This window comes from Streptomyces sp. RK62 (assembly GCF_018070255.1).
GTDB classification, from domain to species: Bacteria; Actinomycetota; Actinomycetes; order Streptomycetales; family Streptomycetaceae; genus Streptomyces; species Streptomyces nigra.
Genome location: NZ_JAGPYD010000014.1, coordinates 225,490 through 244,724 on the forward strand (window position 1 = coordinate 225,490; position 19,235 = coordinate 244,724).

The window sequence follows — 19,235 nt, forward strand, 5'->3', positions numbered from 1 at the left end:
CACGTGCTGTCAGCCGATGGTGACGACCCGGGCCCAGGACGGCGGGGCGTCCGGCACATAGTGCGGGTCGTCCTCGTCCACGGCGCGGACCGGCCGTGGGAACAGCCCGACGACCGTACGGCACGGCGGCTGAGCGGACGGCCAGGGCGTCTGGCCGTCGGTCAGCGCGACGATCACGTCCGGCCGGGGCCGGGAGCGCAGCGCCCGCTCGAAACCGGAGCGCAGATCCGTGCCCCCGCCGCCGATCAGCTCCATCGCCTCGGCACGGCAGATCGGCACCGCGATCCCGGCCGCCGCGTCGCAGGAGATCACCGAGACCAGATCGCGCCGCCCGCCCACGGCCCGCGCGATCGCCGCCACCTCCAGCAGCGCGCCGCCCAGTTCGGCGTCGCTCACCGAACCCGAGGTGTCGATCACCACGCACACCCGTGGGGGAGTGCGGCGCAGGCTCGGCAACACCACCCCGGGGACGGCGGTCGAGCGCCGCGACGGCCGCCGGTAGCTGTGGTTCTCGCCCGCCCCCGGCGCCCCGGCCGCCGACCGCACGGCGGCGCCCAGCAACTGCCGCCACGGCTGCGGCGGATGGAAAGCCTCGTCCGCCCAGCGCCGCCAGCCCTCCGGGGCGTCGCCGGGCCGGCCCTTGATGCCCTCGGCGACCCGGAAACGCACCGCGTCCCGCTGCTGCCGGGTCAGCCCGTCCGCCCCCTCGGGCCCCAGCTCCCACGGCCGCCGCTCCCCGCCGGCACCGCCCCCGCAGTCCAGCCAGGCCAGGTCCGCGGCGAGTCCGGTCATCGAGGACGTCCGCAGATACTCCTCCATCAGCAGCCCGTCGGGCAGCCCCAGCAGCGACGGCAGCACCACCCCGGCCGGCTGGGGCAGGCCGTCGCCGTAGATGTCGTCGTTGATCTCGAAGTCGGCGGCGATGTTCCGGCGCAGGCGCTCGCCGGGCCCGAACTCCTCGTTCTCGCGCGCGTAGCGCAGGCCGCGGTCATGGTGGTCCCGGAGCAGATGCGAGACCTCGTGCACCCAGACGCCGGCCAGCTCCTCCACCGGCGTACGGGCCACGAAGCCGGGGGAGACGTAGCAGCGCCAGTGCGCGTCGACGGCCATCGTCGGCACGGAGGAGTCCTCGACGATGTGCAGCGCGAAGAGCGCGACGGCGAGATACGGCCGCACCTCCACGGCGTGCAGCCGCGCGGCCAGCAACTTCTCCATGTCGAGCGGCAGCCCGGGCGGATTGTCGGGCGCACGCCGCCCCGCCGGCACCGCGGGCACGGTGACCCGTACGGGGCGTGGCGGCGGAGGCGGCGCCATCGGCCGGGGGACAGGCGCCGGGGCGACGGCCTTCGGCGCCCGCCCGACGCCCGCGATCCTCGTCCCCGGCATGCTTGCGGTGCCGGCGGTCCCGGTCGTCGGCGGGCCTGCGGCGCCCACAACCCCCGCCCCCGGCGCCCCTACGACGCCCACAAGCCCCGTCACCGGCCCACCCGCGGCGCCCGCGCCCCCGCCACCGACCGTTCCGCCCGCTCGTTCAGGCCGACGATCGTCGCCAGTCGCTCCACCGCCTCCGGGACCTCCCAGCCGTCCCGTCGTACCGCGGCCAGGGCCTTCGCCGGGGCCACCAGGAGGTCCGGCGCCCCGGTCTCCAGGGCGCGGACCAGCACCGCCCAGCCCGCCTCCCAGCGCCGGCGCTCCGGACGGGCCCCGACGGCGGCCACCACCGCCTCCAGCGCGGCCTGACGGAGGTCACCGCGCTCGGGCAGCTCGGCGTTGGCCGGGTCGGCGAGCAGCAGCTCCGGGTCGGGCAGGTCCATGCGGTCGAGGTGGGCGAGGAGTTCGAGCCCCGCACCGTCGCCCACCGCGCCCCGCACCAGCAGCGCCAGCACGTCCCGGGACACCCCGGCCGCCGTGCCGAAGGCCAGCAGGGTCAGCGCGGCCTCCCAGCTGCGGGGCGAGGGCCAGGCGCCACCGCGCCGGGTCTCGCTGTTCGGCAGCCGGTGGATCAGCGTCGGCCGGGCCTCCAGGAAACCGCAGACCGCACGCCGGGCGAGGGCCACCGCCTCCGCCAGCCGCCCGGGGTCCAGGTGGGGCAGCTCGGCACGGGGCCACACCCCGCCGAGACCCCGCACCACCACGTCCTTGTCGTGCACCCAGTACAGATGCACGAACCGGTTGGCCAGCGGCGGGCTCAGCTCCCAGCCGTCGGCCGCCGAGGCGCGCGGGTTGGCGGCGGCCACGATCCGTACGCCGGGCGGCAGTTGGAGGGCGCCGACCTTGCGCTCCAGGACGACCCGCAGCAGCGCGGCCTGCACAGCAGGGGTCGCGGTGGACAGCTCGTCCAGGAAGAGCAGGCCCCGCCCGGCCCGCACCAGCTCCACGGCCCACTGCGGCGGCGCCATCGGCACTCCGCGCACCGCCGGGTCGTCACCCACGATGGGCAGCCCGGAGAAGTCGGTGGGCTCGTGGACGCTGGCGATCACGGTGGTCAGCGGAAGGTCGAGGGAGGCGGCGAGCTGGGTCAGGGCCGCGGTCTTGCCGATGCCGGGTTCGCCCCAGAGCAGGACCGGCAGATCGGCCGCGACGGCGAGGGTGAGCGCTTCGAGCTGCTCGTCGGGGCGTGGCTCGGTGGTGGTCGTGCGGAGGAGCGTCAGCAGGTCGTCGGCGAGGGTGAGTTGGGAGTCGACGGTGGGCAGGAGGGCAGCGGAAGTCATGGGCATCACCAGGGGTGTCGAAGGTTCGGGGCAGCCGTAAGGGCCGGAGAAGTCAGTAGAAGAGGCCGGCGCGGGGCCGGGAGTTCTTGCCGCGCTTGGGGTGCGCATGCCGGGGTGTACGCCGGCCTACGCGGCGCGCGCCCGCGTCGGCGGAGGCGGGGGACACGGGCACGAGCCCGGAGCGGAACAGCCCGTGCTCCACGCGGCGGGCGGCGGCCGTCTCCAGTTCCTCCCGGAGCGGCCCCTCCCGCAGCACGGCACCGGGGCCGAGCAGCCCCTCGACGACGGCCAGCGCCCCGGCGACGTCACCGTGGCGCAGCCGCTCCCGCACCGCGGGCAACTGCTCCGGGCTGCGGTGCACGGCGTCGATCGCCCGCAGACAGGGCAGCGCGGGCCCGCCGAGCGCGACCAGGAGTTCCTCCCGGCGCACTTCGGCCGGGTCGTGGTCGACGGCGGTCAGCACCCCGTCGCGCAGCGCGATCCGATGCACCGCGCCCCGGCACTCCACCCGATACGGATCGGCGGCCTCGGTGACGGGCCGGCCCTTCGGTGCCGGGCCGGAGGCCGGGAGCGCCGCGGCGACCAGCGGATGCAGCCGGTCGGCCGTGATCAACCCGGCCCGCAGCAACTCCCTGTCCGGCAGGACCCGTGCCGCCGCCTCCGGCAGCACCGGAAGCGCGGCCACGTCCCCCGCCGGCAGCGAGAGGTGCCGTACGCCGGGCACATGGCTCTCGTCGGGCGCGACGAGTTCCAGTACGGCCCGGTCGCGCGTGCCCAGCCGCACGGTGAACGCCCCACGCGGGCCGAGCCCCTCCGCCCGCAGCAACAGCTCGGCCTCGGCGGCCCAACTCCGGCTGGCCCAGGGGGAGTCGGAGTCGTCACCCCGGCCGTATCGCCGCCCCAGCTCCCCACTGCGCCCCGCATCCCACAGATGCCGATGCAGATCGAGCCGGAACCGCCGATCGGGGTGCGGATGCGGGTGCGGATGCCGCCCCCAGGAGGGCCCGTCGCCGGACTCCTCCCACAGCGACAGCGACATCCGCTGTCCGGCGTCCGCCCGGGCCGGCGGCGTACGGACCACGAGACGCAGCCCGCCCGGATAGCGGGCCAGGGCGAGGGTGAGACCGGGGCGGAGCCGCCCGTCGGGGGCGATCCGGGGCATGTGCCAGCGCAGCAGATCCGGCGCGAGCCGGCGCAGGTCCGCCCGGAGGCGGGAGGCGAGATCGGTGCCGTGACGCGTACGCACGGCGCGCAGATCGAGGTCGACGTCGACGCGGGCGGCGGCACAGGCCCCGGCCCAGTCACCGGCGAGACGCCGCGCGGTAGCGGTCTCGATCATGGACGGTGGCACGGCGTACTCGCGTACGCGCTGCCACATCGACAGACGGGTCGGAATCGCGGGCGCGAAGTGAGGTGCCATCAGCACTCACCTTGCGCGGACGATTCCTCCAATCCACAGAGGGTGAAGTTCTTCATCGCGCGCATCATAGGCACGGCGATCACGATCTGTCAGCAGGGATACGGGTGCGGGGTGCCGGTCCGGTCGGACCGACACCCCGCGTGTGTTCCCGGAAAACCCCTGCTCAGCCGAGCAGTTCGACCTCCGCGAGGGTGGCCTCACCGGTGAGGACCAGGCGGTACTTCGCGTACGTGCCCGGCGACTTCACCGAGAAGGCGCGGGTCTGGCGGTCCCAGGTGAAGGTCTCCCCGGTACGTTCGTCCAGGGTCTTCCACGTGGTGCCGTCCTTCGACGCCTGGAGCTTCCAGCCGGCCGGTGCCTTCGTACGGTCCGACGGCGACGTCAGGGTGTACTGCACGGCCTTGCCGGCCTCGGCCACCGGCAGGTCCACCGAGGTGACGGCGGCCTGCGTGGCGGACGTGTTGTCGAACAGCGCGCCCTCGCCCTTGACCAGGTCGGCGCGGGGCGTGGGCACCTTGTCGTCCTCGGTGATGGAGACGGGCGCCGCGTTCTTGCCGGTGCCCCACGAGGACGGCTTCGACCCCATGTCGAACTCCAGGACCCCGCCCTTAGCGATCAGCGAGTGGGGGAGCGACGTCGACTTCCACGGCACGCCGTCGACCTTCAGGCCCTGGACGTAGACGTTGCGGGCGCTGTTCTTCGGCGCCTTCACGACCAGCTTGCGGCCGTTCTCCAGCTGGACCGTCGCCTTCGTGAACAGGGGCGAGCCGATGGCGTACTCGCCGCTGCCCATCACCAGCGGGTAGAAGCCCAGCGCGGAGAACAGGTACCAGGCCGACTGCTCGCCGTTGTCCTCGTCACCGTGGTAGCCCTGTCCGATCTCGCTGCCGACGTACAGCCGCGACAGCACCTCGCGCACGTTCTTCTGCGTCTTCCAGGGCTGACCGGCCGCGTTGTACATGTAGTTCACATGGTGGGCGACCTGGTTGGAGTGCCCGTACATGCCCATCCGGACGTCCCGCGCCTCCGTCATCTCGTGGATGACGCCGCCGTAGGAGCCGACGAAGTCGGGCGAGGCCGTCTCCGGGGTGGAGAAGTACGTGTCCAGCTTGTCGGCGAGGCCGCTGCGGCCGCCGTACAGGTTCGCGAGGCCGCGGCTGTCCTGGGGCGCGGTGAACGCGTAGCCCCAGCCGTTGGTCTCCGTGTAGTCGTAGCCCCATACGCGCGGGTCGTACTTCGAGGACTCGACCCGCCAGTCGCCCTTGGCGTCACGGCCCTGGAAGAAGCCGGCCTCGGCGTCGAAGAGGTTGACGTAGTCCTGCGCGCGGTTCAGGAAGTACGCGGACTCCTCCTTGTACCGCTTGTCACCCGTCTTCTTGTAGAGCGCCTGGCCCATCTTCGCGATGCCGTAGTCGTTGAGGTAGCCCTCCAGCGCCCACGACAGGCCCTCGTGCGTCTCGCTGCTGGTGTAGCCGAGGAAGGGTGAAGTCGTCATGCCCTTGCGGCCCACACCGGACGACGGCGGCACGACGGTCGCGTTCTTCACGGCCGCGTCGTACGCGGCCTTCGCGTCGAAGCCGACGCCCTTGACGTACGCGTCCGCGAACGCCACGTCCGAGGAGGTGCCCGTCATCAGGTCCGCGTAGCCCGGCGAGGACCAGCGGGAGGTCCAGCCGCCGTCCTTGTACTGCTGTACGAAGCCGTCGACCATCTCGCCCGCCTGCCCCGGTGTGAGCAGCGAGTACGCCGGCCAGGTGGTGCGGTAGGTGTCCCAGAAGCCGTTGTTGACGTACACCTTGCCGTCGACGATCTTCGCGCCGGTGTGCGTCGGGGTGTCCGGGTTCGGCATCTTCGAGAACGGCGACGCGTACTGGTACTTGCCGCCGACCTTCTCGAAGCCGGAGTTCGGGTACAGGTACAGCCGGTACAGGCTGGAGTACAGCGTGGTCAGCTGGTCCGGCGTCGCGCCCTCCACGGTCACCTTGCCGAGCAGCTTGTCCCACTGCCGCTGTGCGCGGGCCTTCACGGCGTCGAACGAGGCGCCGTCGACCTCCTGGCGCAGATTGTCCTCGGCCTGGTCGACGCTGATCAGGGATGTGGCGAGCCGCAGCGTCACGGTGCGGTCGTCCCCGGCGTCGAAGCGCAGATGGCCCTTCACGCCGCTGGAGGCGCCGTCGGTCACCGGCTTGTCGAAGGTGCCGTAGACGAAGAGGCGGGTCGCGCCCGTCGACAGCCCGGACTTCACGTCCGAGTAGCCGGTGACGACGCCGTTCTCCTTGTCGAGGGTCAGCCCCGCCTGGTCGGTCACGTTGTCGAACAGGACGCTCGCGTCGTCACCGGGGTAGGTGAAGCGCAGCACCGCCGCGTGGTCCGTCGGCGTCATCTCCGCCTTCAGCCCGTTCTCGAACCGCACCCCGTAGTAGTACGGCCGCGCGGTCTCGTTCTCGTGCCTGAAGGCGAGCGCGCGGGCGGAGCGCCCGGTCTCGGGGGTGCCGGAGGCGGCCGACGGCATCACCTGGAACGTCTGCCGGTCGCCCATCCAGGGGCTGGGCTCGTGGCTGGCGCTGAACGCCTGGATCGTCGGCAGGTTGTCCGCGTTGTTGGCGCGGGCGTAGTCGTACAGCCAGCTCAGCGAGCCCGCGTTGGTCACCGGGGTCCAGAAGTTGAACCCGTGCGGCACGGCGGTCGCCGGGAAGTTGTTGCCGCGCGAGAAACCACCGCTGGACAGGGTGCCGCGGGTGGTGAGCGCGTAGTCGGACGGATGCGCCTTCGGCTTCTCGGGCGCGGCCTCCTTCAGCGTGACGTCGTCCAGCCAGCCCCGGAACTTCGCCGGGCCCTTGGGGGAGTCGTACGCCACCAGGACGCGGTCGACGGTCTTGCCGCGGGCGACCGAGCCGATCCGGGAGACGACGTTGTTCCACTGGTTGACGTACAGCACCTTGGCGGCGCCCTGCCCGCGTGGCGTGAGGGGGAAGCCGTGCTGGTCGGCGGCGCCGAGGTCGCTGAGGTAGGTGCCGTCGGTGAAGGCCAGGTCGACGGAGACGTTCGTGGCGTCGTAGTCGCGGTCGCCGTCCGCCATCGAGGGGAAGACCTTGTAGGACAGCTGGGTGTTCCGGCCGACGGCCACGTCGACGTCGTAGACCTTGTTGTACGAGTAGCCGCGCCCGTCCGCCGTGTGCCGGCCCGCGTAGCGCAGGGCCCGCTTGCCGGTGAAGCCGGCGCCCGCCTTGGCGGTCGGCGAGCCGCTCGGGCCGCGGTCCACGAGGGACAGCATGTCCTGCGGCACCGGTCCGTCGTCGCCGCCCGTGGAGAACTGGACGTCGGCCAGCTGCAGGACGCCGGAGGCGCCGTTGTTCTTGGTGATCTCCAGCCGGAAGTGCTGGTACTCGGCCGGCTCGGCGAGGTCGTACGTCTTGGTCTGGAACCGCTCGGCGAAGGTCTGGTCCGAGCGGGTGTCGACGGTCTTCCAGTCCTTGCCGTCCAAGGAGCCCTTGAGGGTCCAGTTCCGCGGGTCGCGCTCGGCGAAGTCGTTCGCCGACGTGAGCGCGTACTTGGTGATGCGCGCCGGCTTGTCGAGGTCGAACTCCACCCAGCCGGTGGCCTCGAAGACCAGCCACTTGCTGCCGGGCTCCCCGTCGGCGAGGTTCTCCTTCACCTCACCGGCGCCCGAGTTCTCCCCGTTCGCCCGTACGTCCGTGACATGGTCGGTCACATTGCCCGGGATGCCGCTGCTGTACCCGCCGTCCACCCCGGACGCGCGTTTGGCGCCCCCGGGACCGGTGTCGACGGTATTGAGCCAGTCGGGTGCCGGATCGTCCGTCTCGAACGAGGACGTGAACTCCCGGTCGGCGGCCGCGGGCGCCTGGGGCAGGGCCACCGCCGCACCCTGCGAGCCCACGGTCAAAGCGAAGGCGGTCGCCGACACGACCGCCGTACCCCATCTGTGCCGAGCTCTCTGCTGCTTCACCAGGTACCCTCCCTGCGCGCGGGACAACGTTGTCAAATTCGCTGCGCAAGGAACAGTAGTGGCTCAAGTGCCAGGCATTGTCAAGGGTGTTGAGTGTGCCGTTCGGGGCTTATGGCGTGGATTTTTCCGGCAAGCGTCGCACAGGCCCCGCATATTTCCGTGAGGTCTCAACTCGGAAAAGACCACCGGTGAACCTTGCATTCGATCTTGCTCCGCTGGCGGGAAGTGGACTATACCTGTCGGCACTTCGCACGATTCCGCACTTCCTGCACGACCCCAGCTTGACCCGATCGCGGTGCCGGGAAGGATCCGGTTCACCGCCTGAGTCCTGGAGAAGGCGAGGACTTGAGCATGGGATCCACTTCCGGCGTAGGCCATTGCGATCTGATCAGGCGGATTGCGACCGCCGCTCCGGCCCCGGCGACGGTAATGCCGGCATCGCTCAGCTGATCATCGGCGTCGCACCGCGGCTCCGAGACGACGACAACGCCCCATGTGCGGCCGGCGCGAAACCGGTCCGGCCGCGGCGGGCGCGCACGCAGCACATCCGTACAAAGCCAACCGATCAGTGAGGATGCAGAGATGACCATTCGTGCCGGCTCTCTTGACAGGCGGACACTCCTGCGCGGGGCCATCGCCACCGCGGCCGTGGGCTCGTTCGCGGTCGCGTGCAGCTCCCCCTCCAGCAAGGACAGCGAAGGTGGCGGCGGCCCGAAGGGCGAGAAGAGCGCCACCAACCCGTTCGGTGTCGCCGCGAACTCCACGGTCGAGGCGGCCATCTTCGACGGCGGCTACGGCACCGACTACGTCGACTACACCAACCAGGTGCTCGGCGGCCAGGTCAAGGGCCTCAAGGTCAAGGTCGACCCGGTCGTCGACATCGCCCCCCAGCTCCAGCCCCGCTTCGTCGGCGGCAACCCGCCGGACCTCATCGACAACTCCGGTGAGGACCAGATCGGCTTCCTCGGCATCCTCGACCAGCTGGAGGAGCTCGACGACCTCTTCGAGGCCAACACCTACGAGGGCAAGAAGATCGCCGACATCGTCTACCCCGGCGTCAAGGCCCCCGGCACGTTCAAGGACAAGTTCGTCGCGCTCAACTACGTGATGACCGTGTACGGCGTCTGGTACTCGAAGACGCTCTTCGAGGCGAACGGCTGGACCCCGCCGAAGACCTGGGACGAGGCGCTCGACCTCGGCCAGAAGGCGAAGAAGAAGGGCAAGTACCTCTTCGTCCACGGCAAGGAGGCGGCGACCTACTACCGCACGCTCCTGATCGACTCGGCGATCAAGGAGGGCGGCGACGAGGTCCGGCTGGCCCTGGAGAATCTGGAGAAGGGCTGTTGGTCGCACCCGGCCGTCCAGGGCGTGATCAAGGTCATGGAGACCATGGTCAAGCAGAAGATGTTCGTCCCCGGCGGCTCCGGCACCCAGTTCCAGAAGGCGCAGGCGATCTGGAGCAACGACCAGAAGGCGCTGCTCTACCCGTCCGGCGGCTGGATCGAGAACGAGATGAAGAAGGCCACGAAGGCCGACTTCCAGATGACCGGCTTCCCGTCGATGACGCTCACCGACAAGCCGGCGCTGCCCTGGGAGTCGCTCCGCGCGGCCGCCGGCGAGCCGTTCATCGTGCCCCGGCAGGGCAAGAACCCGGCCGGTGCCAAGGAGGTGCTGCGGGCGATGCTGTCGGAGAAGGCGGCCGCCAACTTCTCCAAGACGAAGCTGGCCCCGACGATCGTCAAGGGCACCGTGCCCGCCGACGGTTACGGATCGACGGCCCTCGTCTCGCAGACGAAGATGCTGGAGGCCGCGGGCACCAACATCTTCAACTACATGTTCGTCGAGACCTACGGGATGAACACCGACCAGCTGGTGCCGTTCAACTCGTTCCTCGCCGGTGACCTCGACGCCAAGGGACTGACCTCGGCCCTGCAGAGGATTTCCGACAAGGTCCGCGAGGACGACTCCGTCGACAAGGTCAAGGTCAGCTAGCACCCGATGAAGGACACGATCCTCAAAGCCGAGACCGCGAGCCGCCGGCCCGAGCCGGCCGCTCGCGGCGGGCGGCCATGGCGCCGCAAGCTCACGTTCGACCGGGTGACGTTCTTCCTCGCGTTCCTCGGTCTCCCGCTGGCCATCTTCGTGATCTTCGTCCTGATCCCGTTCTGCCAGGCGATCTTCTGGGGGATGACCGACTGGCGTGGCTTCAGCCCGGACTACAACTTCGTCGGCTTCGACAACTTCACGAAGATGTTCGAGGACGACATCTTCCTGAAGGCGCTGCGCAACGTCGCACTCCTCGCGGCCTTCGTGCCGCTGGTGACCCTGACGCTCGCCCTCGGGGTCGCCGTGGCCATCACCCTGGGCGGGCCCAGCAGGGGCCCCGTGCGGGGGATCCGGGGGGCGTCGTTCTACCGGATCGTCTCGTTCTTCCCCTACGTCGTGCCGGCGATCATCGTCGGTCTGATCTGGGCGCAGATGTACGACCCGAACGCCGGCCTGCTCAACGGCGTCCTCACGGGCCTCGGCCTCGACCGGTTCGACACGTTCGCGTGGCTGGGCGAGAAGGCGACGGCGATGCCGTCCGTGATGTTCGTGATCATCTGGGGGCTCGTCGGCTTCTACGCGGTGCTCTTCATCGCCGCGATCAAGGGCGTCCCCGCCGAGCTGTACGAGGCGGCGAGGATCGACGGGGCCGGCCGGCTGCGCACCACCGTCTCGATCACCCTGCCGGCGATCCGGGACAGCGTGCAGACGGCGTACATCTACCTGGGCATCGCCGCCCTCGACGCGTTCGTCTACGTCCAGGCGATGGTGCCGAACGGCGGCCCGGACAACTCGACCCTGACCATCAGTCAGCGTCTGTTCAACGTCGCTTTCGCCAAGCAGCAGTTCGGCTACGCCACCGCGATGGGCGTCGTCCTCGCCGTCGTCACCCTGGTGTTCGCGGCGCTGGTGTTCCTCGTCAACCGCCTCACGGGCGGCGGCGAGGGCGAGAGCAAGAAGAAGGCGCCTGGGGCCAAGGCTCGGCGTGCCGCAGCCGAGGGAGGTGCCGGGTGAGCGTCATCGCCGCCGACCCGAAGACGGCCGGTGAACGTGAACCGGCGAGGGACAGGAAGCTGACGCGCGTCGCCGCGAGCAGCGACCGCAGATTCGCGGCGGTCTCGCACGCCCTGCTGATCGTGTGGTCCGTCATCGTCATCGTGCCCATGCTGTGGGTGCTGATGTCGTCGTTCAAATCGACCAGCGAGATCCTTTCGTCGCCGTTCTCGCTGCCCGATCACTGGCGGGTCGAGAACTACGCGAACGCGTGGACCGACGCGAACATCGGAAGGTATTTCCTGAATTCCGTGATCGTCGTGGTCTCGGCACTGGTCCTGGTGATGCTGCTGGGCGCGATGTGCGCCTACATTCTCGCCCGGTTCGAATTCCCCGGCCGCCGGCTGATCTACTACGTCATGCTCGCCGGCCTGACGTTCCCGGTGTTCCTGGCGATCGTTCCGCTCTTCTTCCAGCTGCAGAACTTCGGGCTGCTGAACACGCGTGCCGGGCTGATCCTCACCTATGTCGCGTTCGCGCTGCCGTTCACGATGTTCTTCCTCTATTCGTTCTTCCGGTCGCTGCCGCACGACGTGTACGAGGCCGCGCTGATCGACGGCGCCGGGGACTGGCGGGCGTTCTTCCAGGTGATGCTGCCGATGGCCCGTCCGGGTATGGCGGCGGTGGCGATCTTCAACTTCCTGGGATTGTGGAACCAGTTCCTGCTGCCGGTGGCGCTCAACACCGACCAGGACATGTGGGTCCTCACCCAGGGCATGGCCGCCTACGCGTCCTCGCAGGTCTACGACATCGACTACGGCGCGCTGTTCGCGGCGATCGTGATCACGGTGGTGCCCGTACTGATCGTGTACTGCGTCTTCCAGCGGCGGATCGCCGGGTCGGTGTCCCAGGGCACCTTCCGCTGACGCCCACCGCCGCTCCACCCGTTGTACACAGGGGTCCGGCCCCGGAGAGACAGCTCTCCGGGGCCGGACCCCTGTGTCGCACGTCCGGTAGTCGGCCGGACACGGCCAGGAACCGATTTCTGTCAAGGTCTTGACGTCACCGGGCGATGCAGCGGACTTTGGAGTTCATAACTTGTACGAGGCCCCGTCGCCCCAAGGTGACCGGGGCAAGGGATGAGGGTGAGAGTCAATGGAGACTCCGGGGTCTCAGTCGTCGCTGCACCGAGCCAACCTGGAACGGGTGGTCCGGGCCGTTCGGCTGGCCGGATCACTCACCCAGGCCGAGATCGCGAGGACCACGGGTCTGTCCGCGGCGACGGTCTCCAATATCGTCCGGGAGCTGAAGGACGGCGGAACGGTCGAGGTCACACCCACGTCGGCGGGCGGGCGCCGGGCCCGCAGCGTCTCGCTGAGCGGGGACGCCGGCATCGTCATCGGCGTCGACTTCGGGCATGCCCATCTGCGGGTGGCGGTGGGCAACCTCGCCCACCAGGTGCTGGCCGAGGAGTCCGAGCCGCTGGACGTGGACGCCTCCTCCTCGCAGGGCTTCGACCGCGCCGAGGAGCTGGTCAACCGGCTGATCGCGGCGACCGGCGTCGACCGCTCCAAGGTCGCCGGGGTGGGCCTCGGCGTGCCCGGGCCCATCGACGTGGAGTCCGGCACCCTGGGCTCGACGGCCATCCTGCCGGGCTGGACCGGCACCAAGCCCGCCGAGGAGCTGCGCGAGCGGCTCGGCGTGCCCGTGTACGTGGACAACGACGCCAACCTCGGCGCCCTGGGCGAGCTGGTCTGGGGCAGCGGGCGGGGCGTGCGGGACCTGGCGTACATCAAGGTCGCCTCCGGCGTCGGCGCCGGCCTCGTGATCGACGGGAAGATCTACCGGGGGCCCGGCGGCACCGCCGGGGAGATCGGGCACATCACGCTCGACGAGTCCGGCCCGGTCTGCCGCTGCGGCAACCGCGGCTGCCTGGAGACGTTCGCGGCCGCGCGCTATGTGCTGCCGCTGCTGCAGTCCAGTCACGGCACGGATCTGACCATGGAGGGCGTCGTCCGCCTCGCCAGGGACGGCGATCCGGGCTGCCGCCGGGTGGTCGCCGACGTGGGCCGGCACATCGGCAGCGGCGTCGCCCAGCTCTGCAACCTCCTGAACCCGAGCCGGGTGGTCCTCGGGGGCGACCTCGCGGAGGCCGGTGAGCTGGTCCTGGGGCCCATCAGGGAGTCCGTGGGGCGCTATGCCATCCCCAGCGCCGCCCGCCAACTCAGCGTGCTTCCAGGGGCCCTTGGAGGCCGCGCCGAGGTGCTCGGCGCGCTCGCCCTCGCGCTCAGCGAGATGGGCGATTCGACCCTTTTGGACAGCACTTTGCACGCGGCTGCCCCCGCCTTCACTTAGAGAACGGATGGCACCGTTGCCAACCCGTTAAGGATTTACTTCTTGACGTCGCACGTGTGGCCGAGTTGACTTCCAGCCACCTCGGCCGCAACGTCGCGGCCTCGTCAGGGAGGTTTCTGAAGTGAACACGCGTATGCGTCGCGCCGCTGTTGCCATCGCCGCTGGTGCGATGGCCGTCTCGCTGGCTGCCTGTGGCAGCGCCGAGGAAGCCGGCGGCGGCAAGGACTCCACCGCTTCGTCCGCCAAGAAGGGCGACGACATCAAGGTCGGTCTGCTGCTCCCCGAGAACCAGACCGCGCGTTACGAGAAGTTCGACCGCCCGCTGATCGAAGAGAAGATCAAGGAGCTGACGAACGGCAAGGCCACCGTCGACTACAACAACGCCAAGCAGGACGCGAACCTGCAGGCGCAGCAGGTCGACACCATGATCACCAACAAGGTGGACGTCCTCATCCTGGACGCCGTCGACGCCAAGGCGATCAAGAACTCGGTCCAGAAGGCCGTGGACGCGGGCATCAAGGTCGTCGCGTACGACCGCCTGGCCGAGGGCCCGATCAGCGCCTACACCTCCTTCGACAACGTCGAGGTCGGCAAGACCCAGGGCACGGCCCTCCTCGAGGCCCTTGGCGACAAGGCCAAGGACGGCCAGATCGTCATGATGAACGGCTCCGTCACCGACCCGAACGCCGCCATGTTCAAGAAGGGCGCGCACGAGGCCCTCGACGGCAAGGTCAAGGTCGGCAAGGAGTACGACACCAAGGAGTGGAAGCCGGAGAACGCCAACGCCAACATGGAGGCGGCGATCTCGGCCCTCGGCAAGAAGAAGATCGTCGGCGTCTACTCCGCCAACGACGGCATGGCGGGCGGCATCATCACCGCCCTGAAGGCCGCCGGCATCGACGTCCCGGTCACCGGCCAGGACGCCGAACTCGCCGCCGTGCAGCGCATCATCGCCGGTGAGCAGTTCATGAGCGTCTACAAGCCGTACGCCCCCGAGGCCAGCGCCGCCGCCGAGATGGCCGTCGCGCTCGCCCAGGGCAAGTCCCTCGACTCGATCGCCAAGGACAAGGTCGACAGCGACAGCGCCAAGGGCGTCCCGTCGGTCCTCGTCCCGGTCACCTCGCTGACGAAGGACAACGTCAACGACACCGTCATCAAGGACGGCGTCTACACCGCCGACGAGATCTGCACCGGCAAGTACAAGGCCGCCTGCACCGAGCTCAAGATCGGCTAGTCGAGTCCCCACGCGAGTGCGGGAGTTCGCCTCCGAACTCCCGCACGGGGCATGACTGCTCACGACTCCTCCGGCGCCCCGCGCATCATTCAGCCCCGCAAGCTCGGCGCGGGGCGCCGGACGGATCCCCCCAACTCTCTCTGCACAACCCTTCCGCCGGGTCAGGCGGCGAAGGAGATGGTTCACGTGTCCGCTACGCCCGTGCTGGCGTTGCGCGGGGTCTCCAAGCGGTTCGGTGCCGTTCAGGCGCTCACCGACGTAGAGCTTGAGGTCCACGCCGGTGAAGTGGTCGCCCTGGTGGGCGACAACGGCGCCGGAAAGTCCACGCTGGTCAAGACGATCGCCGGCGTGCACCCCATCGATGAAGGCGTCATCGAATGGGAAGGCAAGGCCGTGTCGATCAACCGGCCGCACGACGCCCAGGCCCTCGGCATCGCGACGGTGTACCAGGACCTCGCGCTGTGCGACAACATCGACGTCGTAGGCAACCTCTTCCTGGGCCGCGAGCTGAAGAAGCGCGGCATCCTGGACGAGGTCGAGATGGAGCGCCGCTCCCGCGAGCTGCTCCAGACCCTCTCGATCCGCATCCCCAGCGTGCGCATCCCGATCGCCTCGCTCTCCGGCGGTCAGCGCCAGACCGTGGCCATCGCCCGCTCCATGCTCGGCGAGCCCAAGCTGGTCATCCTCGACGAGCCCACCGCGGCCCTCGGTGTCGAGCAGACCGCCCAGGTCCTCGACCTGGTCGAGCGGCTCCGCGAGCGCGGCCACGCCGTCATCCTCATCAGCCACAACATGGCCGACGTCAAGGCCGTGGCGGACAAGGTCGCCGTGCTGCGGCTCGGCAAGAACAACGGCGTCTTCGAGGTCAAGACGACCTCGCAGGAGGAGATCATCTCCGCCATCACCGGCGCCACCGACAACGCCGTGACCCGCCGTGCGGCGCGCACGACCGGGGAGGTTTCCAAGTGAGCACCGACAACACCTCCACCGCGCCCAAGGACGAGCACGAGGTCGTCAACCCGGAGGCCGCCGCCGCCGCGGTGACCGCGGTCGACCCCCGTCTGCTCGTGCAGGAGCAGGGTCTGGCCGGCTACATCGGCGAGTTCCGGCGCAAGATCAAGGCCGGTGAGCTCGGCTCCCTGCCGGTCATCCTCGGCCTGGTCGCCATCTGCATCATCTTCCAGAGCCTGAACTCCGCGTTCCTGTCGGCGCAGAACATCAACGACATCACCGTCACGATGGTCGGCACCGGCATGATTTCCGTCGGCATCGTCTTCGTGCTGCTGCTCGGCGAGATCGACCTGTCCGTCGGCTCCGTCAGCGGTGCCTCCAGCGCCATCGCCGCCGTCCTCGCCGTGAACCAGGGCTGGCCCGAGTGGGCCGCCGTGATCTTCGCGGTCGTCTGCGGTGCCGCCATCGGCGCGGCGCACGGCTTCTTCTTCGCGGTGCTGGGCGCTCCCGCCTTCGCCGTGACCCTGGCCGGTCTGCTCTTCTGGCTCGGCTTCATGCTCCAGACGCTGGGCGAGAACGGCACGATCAACCTCGACAGCGACGGCCTCATCGGCAAGCTCACCACGTACTTCTTCTCGGACGTGGCGGCTGCCTACGGTCTGGCGGCCGTCGTGACGGCGCTGTTCTTCCTCAGCTCCTTCCTGGGCAACCGCCGCCGCGAGGCCGCGGGCATCCCGTTCCGGCCGCTGAGCGACACGATCATGCGGACCGCCCTGCTGGGCATCGTCTCCTTCGCCGCGGCGTTCATGTACAACCAGTACAAGGGCCTGCCGCTGGCCACGGTCATCTTCCTGGTGTTCCTGGTCGGCACGGACTTCCTGCTCCGCCGCACGTCGTACGGCCGCAAGATCTTCGCGCTCGGTGGCAGCGTCGAGGCCTCGCGCCGCGCCGGCATCAACGTGACCGCGGTGCGTATCTCGGTGTTCGCCATCTCCGGTGGCTTCGCCGCGATCGGCGGCCTCTTCCTGGCCTCCAAGATCGCCTCCGCCAACCAGAGCGCCGGTACCGGTGACCTGCTGATGAACGCCATCGCGGCGGCCGTCATCGGTGGTACGTCCCTCTTCGGTGGTCGCGGCCGCACCTGGAACGCCCTGCTGGGTGTCCTGGTCATCGTCTCGATCCAGTACGGCCTCCAGCTGGAGTCCATCGCCGAACCGGTGAAGTACATGATCACCGCCGGTGTTCTGCTCACCACGGTCGTGATCGACTCGATCACCCGCAAGACGCAGAAGACCGCGGGTCGCGCGTAGCGCGTAGCGCGGTAGCGCGGTAGCGCCCAGGGGGCGCGGGTGAGCTGGCGTGTGCCGGTCCGTAGTGGCCGGTCGCGCCGTTCCCCGCGCCCCCTTCGGCATGCCGTGACACCGGCAGAGCCGATCGCGTGACGTACGACCCCTGGGCCGGGAACCTTCCGCCGGAGCGGAACATTAGACTCGACAAGCCCGGCAACAGCTCGACAGCTCTACAGCAAGGAGGCACGGGTGCCGCTGCTGACCCGCATCACGGGACCGCGCGATCTGGACCGGCTCACCCCTGAGCAGCTGGTCCAGCTGGCAGAGGAGATCCGGACCTTCCTCGTCGAGGCGGTTTCCAAGACCGGCGGCCACCTCGGCCCCAACCTCGGTGTGGTGGAGCTGACCATCGCCCTGCACCGGGTGTTCGAGTCGCCGAAGGACAAGGTCCTCTGGGACACCGGTCACCAGTCCTATGTGCACAAGCTGCTCACCGGCCGTCAGGACTTCAGCCGGCTGAAGATGAAGGGCGGCCTGTCCGGCTACCCCTCGCAGGCCGAGTCCGAGCACGACGTCATCGAGAACTCGCACGCCTCGACCGTCCTCGGCTGGGCCGACGGCCTCGCCAAGGCCAACCAGCTGCGCGGGCGTGACGACAGCCACGTCGTCGCGGTCATCGGCGACGGCGCCCTGACCGGCGGTATGGCCTGGGAGGCGCTGAACAACATCGCCGAGGCCAAGGACCGCCCCCTCGTCATCGTCGTCAACGACAACGAGCGCTCCTACGCGCCCACGATCGGCGGCCTCGCCAACCATCTGGCGACGCTGCGCACGACCGACGGCTACGAGCGCTTCCTCACCCGCACCAAGGAGATCCTCGACCGCACCCCGGTCGTCGGCAGGCCCCTCTACGAGACCCTGCACGGCGCCAAGAAGGGCCTGAAGGACTTCATCGCCCCGCAGGGCATGTTCGAGGACCTGGGCCTGAAGTACGTCGGCCCGATCGACGGCCACGACATCGAGGCCCTGGAGTCGGCCCTCGCGCGCGCCAAGCGCTTCGGCGGCCCCGTCATCGTGCACTGCCTCACCGAGAAGGGCCGCGGCTACCAGCCCGCCCTCCAGGACGAGGCCGACCGCTTCCACGCCGTCGGCAAGATCCACCCCGACACCGGGCTGCCGATCGCCTCCTCCGGTGCCGACTGGACGTCCGTGTTCGGCGAGGAGATGGTGAAGCTCGGCGAGGAGCGCGACGACATCGTCGCCATCACCGCCGCCATGCTCCAGCCGGTCGGCCTCGACAAGTTCGCCAAGCGGTTCCCCGAGCGGGTCTACGACGTCGGCATCGCCGAGCAGCACGGCGCGGTCTCCGCGGCGGGCCTGGCGACCGGGGGAGTGCACCCCGTCTTCGCCGTGTACGCCACCTTCCTCAACCGCGCCTTCGACCAGGTCCTCATGGACGTCGCCCTGCACAAGTGCGGGGTCACCTTCGTGCTCGACCGGGCCGGCGTCACCGGCACCGACGGCGCCTCCCACAACGGCATGTGGGACATGTCGATCCTCCAGGTCGTCCCCGGCCTGCGGCTCGCCGCCCCGCGCGACGCCGACCAGGTGCGCGCCCAGCTGCGCGAGGCCGTCCAGGTCGAGGACGCCCCGACCGTCGTCCGCTTCTCCAAGGGCGCCGTCGGCCCCGCCGTCCCCGCCGTGGGGCGCGTGGGCGGCATGGACGTGCTGCGCGAGCCCGGCACCGACCGCCCGGACGTCCTGCTGGTCTCCGTGGGCGCCCTGGCCCCCATGTGCCTGGAGATCGCCGGTCTGCTCGACAAGCAGGGCATCTCCACCACCGTCGTCGACCCGCGCTGGGTCAAGCCCGTCGACGAGGCCATGGCCCCGCTCGCCGAGCGCCACCGCGTGGTCGTCACCGTCGAGGACAACAGCCGCGTCGGCGGCGTCGGCTCGGCCGTCGCCCAGGCCCTGCGCGACGCGGGCGTCGACGTCCCGCTGCGCGACTTCGGCATCCCGCCGCGCTTCCTGGACCACGCCTCGCGCGCCGAGGTGATGGCGGAGATCGGTCTGACCGCCCCCGACATCGCCCGTCAGGTCACCGGTCTGGTCTCCAAGCTCGACGGTCGGTACGACCGCACCGCCGCCGAGGCCGACGCCGTGGAGTCCGCGCGCGACTGACGGATCCTCACAGGGCCGAACGGGCCGGTTTCGCCGCCGACACGGGTGGTGAAACCGGCCCATCTGTGTGAAATCGCCCGCGCCGGGG

The 19,235-nt window shown here is 70.0% G+C and carries 12 protein-coding genes; 8 read left to right on the plus strand and 4 right to left on the minus strand.

Annotated elements, in window-relative coordinates; genetic code table 11:
- Positions 1-9 precede the first annotated feature (9 nt).
- From KBY32_RS26685 to KBY32_RS26700, 4 genes are all read right to left on the minus strand, one after another.
- Positions 10-1,215, minus strand: coding sequence for a VWA-like domain-containing protein (locus tag KBY32_RS26685; protein ID WP_055622175.1), 1,206 nt, complete (start codon positions 1,213-1,215; stop codon positions 10-12).
- Between the two features lie 260 nt (positions 1,216-1,475).
- On the minus strand, positions 1,476-2,711 hold the full coding sequence (locus KBY32_RS26690; protein WP_210981922.1) for a MoxR family ATPase: 1,236 nt from the start codon (positions 2,709-2,711) through the stop codon (positions 1,476-1,478).
- 52 nt (positions 2,712-2,763) lie between these two features.
- A complete protein-coding gene (locus KBY32_RS26695; RefSeq protein WP_210981923.1) occupies positions 2,764-4,131 on the minus strand; it encodes a hypothetical protein in 1,368 nt (455 codons plus the stop codon).
- A 163-nt stretch (positions 4,132-4,294) separates the two neighbouring features.
- A complete protein-coding gene (locus tag KBY32_RS26700) occupies positions 4,295-8,035 on the minus strand; it encodes a GH92 family glycosyl hydrolase (RefSeq protein WP_210981937.1) in 3,741 nt (1,246 codons plus the stop codon).
- Between the two features lie 711 nt (positions 8,036-8,746).
- On the opposite strand from KBY32_RS26700, the gene ngcE reads away from it, so the two are divergent.
- The 8 genes from ngcE to dxs all read left to right on the plus strand — a co-directional run bounded on the left by ngcE (position 8,747) and on the right by dxs (position 19,147).
- Positions 8,747-10,090, plus strand: a complete 1,344-nt coding sequence (gene ngcE, locus KBY32_RS26705) for an N-acetylglucosamine/diacetylchitobiose ABC transporter substrate-binding protein (RefSeq protein ID WP_055621986.1) — start codon at positions 8,747-8,749, stop codon at positions 10,088-10,090.
- A gap of 6 nt (positions 10,091-10,096) precedes the next feature.
- Positions 10,097-11,158: a carbohydrate ABC transporter permease gene (locus tag KBY32_RS26710; RefSeq protein WP_055621985.1), complete on the plus strand. Its 1,062-nt coding sequence runs from the start codon at positions 10,097-10,099 to the stop codon at positions 11,156-11,158.
- Entirely contained in the window at positions 11,155-12,063 is a 909-nt protein-coding gene (locus tag KBY32_RS26715; RefSeq protein WP_055621984.1) for a carbohydrate ABC transporter permease, read from the plus strand. Before KBY32_RS26710 ends, KBY32_RS26715 begins: the two co-directional genes overlap by 4 nt.
- A gap of 229 nt (positions 12,064-12,292) precedes the next feature.
- A complete protein-coding gene (locus KBY32_RS26720) occupies positions 12,293-13,492 on the plus strand; it encodes an ROK family transcriptional regulator (protein WP_210981924.1) in 1,200 nt (399 codons plus the stop codon).
- 133 nt (positions 13,493-13,625) lie between these two features.
- Positions 13,626-14,726, plus strand: coding sequence for a sugar ABC transporter substrate-binding protein (locus KBY32_RS26725; protein WP_210981938.1), 1,101 nt, complete (start codon positions 13,626-13,628; stop codon positions 14,724-14,726).
- A gap of 177 nt (positions 14,727-14,903) precedes the next feature.
- The gene (locus KBY32_RS26730) at positions 14,904-15,695 is read left to right on the plus strand and encodes an ATP-binding cassette domain-containing protein (RefSeq protein ID WP_055621981.1); all 792 of its coding nucleotides are present in this window, start codon (positions 14,904-14,906) and stop codon (positions 15,693-15,695) included.
- Positions 15,692-16,987: a sugar ABC transporter permease gene (locus KBY32_RS26735; RefSeq protein ID WP_055621980.1), complete on the plus strand. Its 1,296-nt coding sequence runs from the start codon at positions 15,692-15,694 to the stop codon at positions 16,985-16,987. Before KBY32_RS26730 ends, KBY32_RS26735 begins: the two co-directional genes overlap by 4 nt.
- Positions 16,988-17,215: 228 nt before the next feature.
- Positions 17,216-19,147, plus strand: a complete 1,932-nt coding sequence (gene dxs, locus KBY32_RS26740) for a 1-deoxy-D-xylulose-5-phosphate synthase (RefSeq protein ID WP_210981925.1) — start codon at positions 17,216-17,218, stop codon at positions 19,145-19,147.
- The last annotated feature ends 88 nt before the right edge of the window (positions 19,148-19,235 follow it).

Excerpts from the sequence above, each read along its gene's own strand:
- KBY32_RS26690 (WP_210981922.1), bottom strand. The coding sequence starts at position 2,711 with ATGACTTCCGCTGCCCTCCTGCCCACCGTCGACTCCCAACTCACCCTC.
- KBY32_RS26695 (WP_210981923.1), bottom strand. The coding sequence starts at position 4,131 with ATGGCACCTCACTTCGCGCCCGCGATTCCGACCCGTCTGTCGATGTGG.
- KBY32_RS26710 (WP_055621985.1), top strand. The coding sequence starts at position 10,097 with ATGAAGGACACGATCCTCAAAGCCGAGACCGCGAGCCGCCGGCCCGAG.
- KBY32_RS26725 (WP_210981938.1), top strand. The coding sequence starts at position 13,626 with ATGCGTCGCGCCGCTGTTGCCATCGCCGCTGGTGCGATGGCCGTCTCG.
- KBY32_RS26720 (WP_210981924.1), top strand. The coding sequence starts at position 12,293 with ATGGAGACTCCGGGGTCTCAGTCGTCGCTGCACCGAGCCAACCTGGAA.
- KBY32_RS26730 (WP_055621981.1), top strand. The coding sequence starts at position 14,904 with ATGGTTCACGTGTCCGCTACGCCCGTGCTGGCGTTGCGCGGGGTCTCC.
- KBY32_RS26685 (WP_055622175.1), bottom strand. The coding sequence starts at position 1,215 with ATGGAGAAGTTGCTGGCCGCGCGGCTGCACGCCGTGGAGGTGCGGCCG.